This window comes from Sphingomonas sp. LH128 (assembly GCF_000293195.2).
Classification (GTDB): Bacteria; Pseudomonadota; Alphaproteobacteria; order Sphingomonadales; family Sphingomonadaceae; genus Novosphingobium; species Novosphingobium resinovorum_A.
In genome coordinates this window covers 1-5,857 of record NZ_ALVC01000252.1, presented here as the reverse complement: position 1 = coordinate 5,857, position 5,857 = coordinate 1, and the positions used below count along the sequence as shown (strand labels likewise).

Annotated in this window: 6 protein-coding genes; 4 read left to right on the top strand and 2 right to left on the bottom strand. The window is 67.5% G+C overall.

The features are described 5' to 3' along the window. The first annotated feature begins 21 nt into the window (after positions 1 to 21). From LH128_RS19620 to LH128_RS19605, 4 genes are all read left to right on the top strand, one after another. Complete coding sequence (locus LH128_RS19620; RefSeq protein ID WP_051211537.1) at positions 22 to 699, top strand: nicotinate-nucleotide adenylyltransferase; 678 nt, start codon at positions 22 to 24, stop codon at positions 697 to 699. Between the two features lie 113 nt (positions 700 to 812). Beyond that, the gene (gene rsfS / locus LH128_RS19615) at positions 813 to 1,214 is read left to right on the top strand and encodes a ribosome silencing factor (protein WP_008831383.1); all 402 of its coding nucleotides are present in this window, start codon (positions 813 to 815) and stop codon (positions 1,212 to 1,214) included. A gap of 112 nt (positions 1,215 to 1,326) precedes the next feature. Further along, on the top strand, positions 1,327 to 1,752 hold the full coding sequence (locus LH128_RS19610; protein ID WP_008831382.1) for a 23S rRNA (pseudouridine(1915)-N(3))-methyltransferase RlmH: 426 nt from the start codon (positions 1,327 to 1,329) through the stop codon (positions 1,750 to 1,752). After that, a complete protein-coding gene (locus LH128_RS19605; RefSeq protein ID WP_008831381.1) occupies positions 1,752 to 2,129 on the top strand; it encodes a ribonuclease HI in 378 nt (125 codons plus the stop codon). Before LH128_RS19610 ends, LH128_RS19605 begins: the two co-directional genes overlap by 1 nt. Before the next feature lie 369 nt (positions 2,130 to 2,498). On the opposite strand, the gene pgeF is transcribed toward LH128_RS19605, so the two are convergent. Both pgeF and pepN read right to left on the bottom strand, forming a co-directional pair. Further along, the gene (gene pgeF, locus LH128_RS19600) at positions 2,499 to 3,269 is read right to left on the bottom strand and encodes a peptidoglycan editing factor PgeF (protein WP_008831423.1); all 771 of its coding nucleotides are present in this window, start codon (positions 3,267 to 3,269) and stop codon (positions 2,499 to 2,501) included. Next, on the bottom strand, positions 3,262 to 5,857 hold a 2,596-nt coding region (gene pepN, locus LH128_RS19595), incomplete at its 5' end, for an aminopeptidase N (protein WP_008831422.1). The genes pgeF and pepN, both read right to left, overlap by 8 nt.

The following is a 5,857-nucleotide window of genomic DNA, read 5'->3' as shown; positions in this document are numbered from 1 at the left end:
CGGAACCGGGCAGGCCCGGCCCTGAATCTGGTTCTGAGGCGGACCCGAACCCGCCCCGGGCCCGTCACGGGCCTGCTCGGCGGCAGTTTCAACCCGGCCCACGGTGGACACCGCCGCGTCACCCTGTTCACCGTCGAGGCGCTTGCGCTCGACGAAGTGTGGTGGCTGGTCTCGCCGGGCAATCCGCTCAAACCCAAGGCCGGGATGGCCCCGCTGGCCGCGCGGATGCGCTCGGCGCAGCAGCAGGCGCGGGGCGCCCGCATCCGGGCCACCGCGATCGAGCGCGAACTGGGCACCCGATACACCGTCGACACCCTCCGCGCACTCCTTCACCGTTACCCGAAACGGCGCTTCGTATGGCTGATGGGGGCGGACAACCTCGCCCAGTTGCACCGCTGGAAGGACTGGCGGACGCTGTGCCGACTCATGCCGATTGCGGTAATCGCGCGTCCGGGGTATGATGGCGCTGCCCTCGCGAGCCCCGCGATGGCCTGGCTGGGGAAATTCCGGAGACCCCTGACCAGTCTTCGCGGTCCGGAAGAGTGGAGCGCACCCGCGCTGGTGACATTGCGATTCGACCCCGATACGCGGTCGGCAACGGCGATACGCCAGGCCGATCCGGACTGGGCACGAAGGTTCTCAGATCGACCTTCGCGTGACGCGGTCACGTACCACTTGATCCCCGGAACGGCGGAATGATCGGCTTTCAGGCCATCTTCCCGCATACCCGGCTTACACGGCAAACGATCGAACGCGGCAGGATGGCCTTCATCCTGCCCGGTCGGTTTTGAAAGGAGCAGAACCCAACCAAGATGCCACAGGCAGAACTACAGCCGGAATCAACCGGCGCCACCCCGCTTCCGGTCACGATCGAAAGCGATGATCCGTTGCTGAACCTCGTGCTTTCGTCGCTGGACGACGATCAGGCGCAGGAACTGGTGACGATCGACCTCGACGGCAAATCGAGCATCGCCGACTTCATGGTGATCGCCTCGGGCCGTTCGACCCGCCAGGTTGCGTCCATGGCGCAGAAACTCGGCGAGCGACTGAAGCAGAACGGCTTCGGCCATCCGCGTATCGAGGGCCTTCCGGCGGCCGACTGGGTGCTCGTCGATGCGGGCAGCGTGGTCGTCCACCTGTTCCGTCCCGAAGTGCGCACGTTCTACAACCTCGAGCGGATGTGGGGCTTCGACGGCCCGTCCGGGGCAGCCTGACCGCTGCCTAGAGGATGATCCTCCGGTCGCGACGGTGACCGGAAAATCGCAAGGAAATCACGCGGGGGCCCTGCTCCGTCCCCGCGTTCCGGCCTGATTGCACCCTGAACCCATGCTGCTGCACATCATCGCTCGCGGAAAGATCGCCCGCTCGCCCGAGGGTGAGATGCTGGATCGCTACGCGAAGCGCATCACCTGGCCGTTCAGGCACAGCGAGCTGCCCGATGTCGGCGGCAAGGTGCCGCCTCCCGCCCATACCCCGGTCCGTGAAGTCCTGCTCGACGAGCGGGGCAAGCTGATGAGCTCGGAAGAGTTCGCCGCGCTGCTCGGCCGCTGGCGCGACGAGGGCGTGCGCGAATGCCGCTTCCTGATCGGCGCCGCCGACGGCCACGGTGACGAGGCGCGGGCGCAGGCCGACCACCTTCTGTGCTTCGGCCGCATGACCTGGCCTCACCTGATGGTCCGCGCGATGCTCGCCGAACAGCTGTGGCGCGCCACCGCGATCCTGGCCGGGCATCCCTACCACCGCTCGGGCTGATGAAGCGCCTGAAGGTCTTCTTCGACGGCGGCTGCCGTCCGAATCCCGGCCCCATCGAAGTCGCCGTGGTGATACGCGGGGTGGCGCATGTCTTTGAGGATTGCGGCTGCGGCACCAACAGCGATGCCGAGTGGCTGGCGCTGATCCATGCACTGGAACTCTGCCGGGAGCAGGGGCTGGAACAGGTCGAGCTGATCGGCGATGCGGCGGAGGTTGTGCGTCAGGCCAACCGGGCCTTGCGCGACGGGCATGGCCCGGGGCGGCACGCGGCGCGCTTCCTTGCGCTGGCGGCTCAGGTTCGTCCTGCGCGCATACGGTGGATCAAGCGTGAGCAGAACCTTGCCGGAATTGCGCTGGCCGCGCGCCATCCAAGGTGAAGGCATTTTATCCTCCCTGTTCCGCAGGAATGGGGAGGTGGCAGCGCGAAGCGCTGACGGAGGGGTCTTCTCCCCCTCCACCACCGACTTCGTCGGCGGTCCCCCTCCCCATTCCTGCGGAACAGGGAGGATACACAAGGTCCCCAACGCGGCGGAAGCTGCCGCTCGATAAAAAGCAGAAAAACGGGTTCACGCGGAGGCGCAGAGGTGTTGGGTGACGCCGTGAACTCGCTCCCCATTCCAATGGTGAGGAAAACGCACCGATGAAAGGAAAGGCTCGCTGCCGCAAGCGCTACACCTCTGCGCCTCCGCGTGAATCATTCTTCTTCGTCATTGCGAGCGCAGCGAAGCAATGACGGAGGTACGCCCTCAGCCCAGCCCGATCAGCGAAATCTGCCGCCCGTAGCTCAGTTCCCCGCGATGGGTGGCGCGGCGGAAGGAGTAGAACCGCTCGGGCTCGGCATAGGTATCCAGCCGCAGTCCCTCGGGATGCGCGATGCCGGCGAGGCGCAACCGGCACAGCACGTAGCCTTCGAGGTCGAACTGGAAATGCTCGGGCCGCCCTTCGCGGAAGAACCGCGCATTGGGCAGGTCGTCGGCGAGGAAGCGCTCGCGGAACGCTGCGTCCACGTCGTAGGAATCCTGCGCGATGCACGGCCCCACCGCCGCGACGATGCTTTCCCGCCGGGCGCCGAGGGCCACCATCGCGGCGATGGTGGCATCGGTGACGCCGCCCAGCGCCCCGCGCCAGCCGGCATGGGCCGCGCCGATCACGCCCGCCTCGCGGTCGGCGAAGAGCACCGGCGCGCAGTCGGCCGTGAGGATACCCAGCACCGCGCCGGGCCGGTCGGTGACGATGGCGTCGGCCTTGGGGCGGTCTTCCTCGGACCATGGTTCCCCGCCCAGCACCGCGCAGTCGGCCGAGTGGACCTGATAGACCGTGACCAGCCGCGCGCCGGGCAGCACCGCTTCGGCCGCCCGCGTGCGGTTGCGTTCGACGATGTCGAGATCATCGCCCGAACCGCGCCCGACGTTGAGGCCCGCGACTTCGCCCTCGCTTACTCCGCCCCGGCGGCCGAGGAAGCCGTGGGAGACACCTTCGAGCAGAGTGGCGCGGTTGACTTCGACCGGCTCAGCCAAGGGACTTCGACACCTGCTCGCGCACGTCGCGCGAAAGCTCGGGCAGCGCCGCGATGCGCTCCAGTTCGGCGCGCATCATCGCCGCGCGGACCGGCTCGATCCGGCGCCAACGGCCGAGCGAGGGCACGAAGCGCGCCGCCGTCTGCGCGTTGATCGGATCAAGACGGCGGATCAGGTCGCCGATCATGCGGTAGCCCTCGCCGCTGGCGTCGTGGAACGCCTTGGGGTTCGCCGCCGCCGCCATGTAGAGCGCGCGCACGCGGTTGGGGTTGGTCATGGTAAAGTCTGCGTGCTGCGCCAGCGCCGCGATGTGCTCCAGCACTTTCGGGTTCAGCGCGCCCGCCTGGAGCGAGAACCACTTGTCGATGACGAGGGCATTGCCTTCGTAGCGATCGTGGAAATCGGCCAGCGCCGTCTCGCGCTCGGGCGCTTCGAGGCTGGCGAGGACCATGAGCGCGCCCTGGCGGTCGGTCATGTTGTCGGCGGCCTGGTACTGCGCGAAGGCGCGGCTAGCACCCTCGGCCGGGTCGCCACAGGCGATCAGCACCAGCGCCTGCGTCTTGATCTTGCGGGCACCGCGCGCCGCCGCCTCACGCGAATAGGGCACGGCGACGGCGCGGTCGTGCAGCGCCTTGAGCGGGGCGGCGAGTTCGCGGCCCAGCCATGCCTTCAGCGCCTCGCGCTCGGCATGGATCGCGCCGGGGTCGGAGACGGGGAGCTGCTCGGCAAGGTAGGTCTCGGCGGGCAGGATCATCAGCTCGCCACGCATCAGGTCGTCGAGCGCCGGGTCGGCGATCACCGAACCGTAAGCCTCGCCGATCGCCGCGCGCCCCTCGGCGCGCGCGGCATCATCGAGCTTGCCAGAGACGGCGGCGACGAGATGCTGGACGACGAGGCCCTGCATCGCCTCGTAGCGGGCGAAGGGATCGTCGTCATGCGCGGCGAGGAACACGAGGTCCGCGCTGTCGCGTTCGAACTCGATCGCCACCGGAGCCGAGAAGCCGCGGTTGATCGACAGCACCGGCGGCTGGGTGAAACCGTCGAAGGTGAAGGTCTGGCTGTCCTTGTCGAGGACGATCAGCTGCTCGCCCGAATGGGTGCCGGTGTCGCGGTCGAACAGCGCGACGCGCAAGGGGATCGGCATGGCCTGCTTTTCGGGCTGTCCGGGGGTGGCAGGGACGGTCTGGGTGAGCCTGAGTACCGTTTGGGTGCCGTTGTGTGCCATCTCGGCAGCAACCTGCGGCGTGCCGGCCTGCGAGTACCACAGGCGGAACTGCGTGAGATCGAGCCTGGCGCCATCCTCGATCGCCTTGACGAAATCCTCGCAGGTCGCGGCCTCGCCATCGTGGCGCTCGAAGTAGAGGTCGGTGCCCTGGCGGAACCGTTCGAGGCCCGCCATGGTGCGCATCATGCGGATCACCTCGGCGCCCTTGTTGTAGATCGTCGCGGTGTAGAAGTTGCTGATTTCCTGGAAGGAATCCGGCCGGATCGGGTGCGCCAGCGGGCCCGAATCCTCCGGGAACTGGGCAATGCGCAGGACGCGCACGTCCTCGATCCGCTTGACCGCCTCGCTGCCCATGTCGGCGCTGAACAGCTGGTCGCGCAGGACGGTGAAACCTTCCTTGAGGCTCAGCTGGAACCAGTCGCGGCAGGTCACGCGGTTGCCCGACCAGTTGTGGAAGTATTCGTGCCCGATCACGCCCTCGACGGCATCGTAATCGCCGTCGGTCGCGGTCTCGGGGTCGGCCAGGACATAGCGCGTGTTGAAGACGTTGAGGCCCTTGTTCTCCATCGCGCCCATGTTGAAATCGGACACGGCGACGATGTTGAACAAGTCCAGATCGTACTCGCGCCCGAACGCTTCTTCGTCCCACTTCATGGAATTGACGAGGGAATCCATTGCATGCTGGGTGCGGTCCTCGTCACCCGGGCGGACCCAGATGTTGAGGTCGACCTTGCGGCCGCCCATGGTGGTGAATTCCGCGTGATTGGCGACGAGGTCTCCCGCCACCAGCGCGAAGAGGTAGCTCGGCTTGGGCCAGGGATCGTGCCATTCGGCCCAATGCGTGCCGTTCTCGCCCTCGCCGCTGGCGGTGCAGTTGCCGTTGGCAAGGAGGATGGGGAACTGCGCCTTCTCGCCGCTCATCCGCACCGTGTAGGTGGAGAGCACGTCGGGCCGGTCGGGGAAGAAGGTGATACGGCGGAATCCCTCCGCCTCGCACTGGGTGCAGAGCATCCCGTTCGAGGCATAAAGGCCCATGAGCTGGCTGTTCGCGGCGGGATTGAGCGCCGTTTCGATCTCGACCTCATGCGCCTCGCCGTTCAGTTCGACGAGCAGATCGGAGCCGTCGAGGCGCCAGTCGTTGACGTCGAGCCCGTCCACCCGGACCGCCAGCGGGGCGATCTGGTCGCCATTGAGGCGCAGCGTCGAAGCGCCGCTTCCTGCGGGATTGCGCGCGACCGAGAGCTTGGCGACGACCTTAGTGGCGTCGAGGCCGAGGCGGAAATCCAGCGCGACCTCAGGCACCAGCCATGCGGGCGGCAGGTAATCCTCGCGCCGGATCACCGGAGGCGCGGCGGGCGGCGGC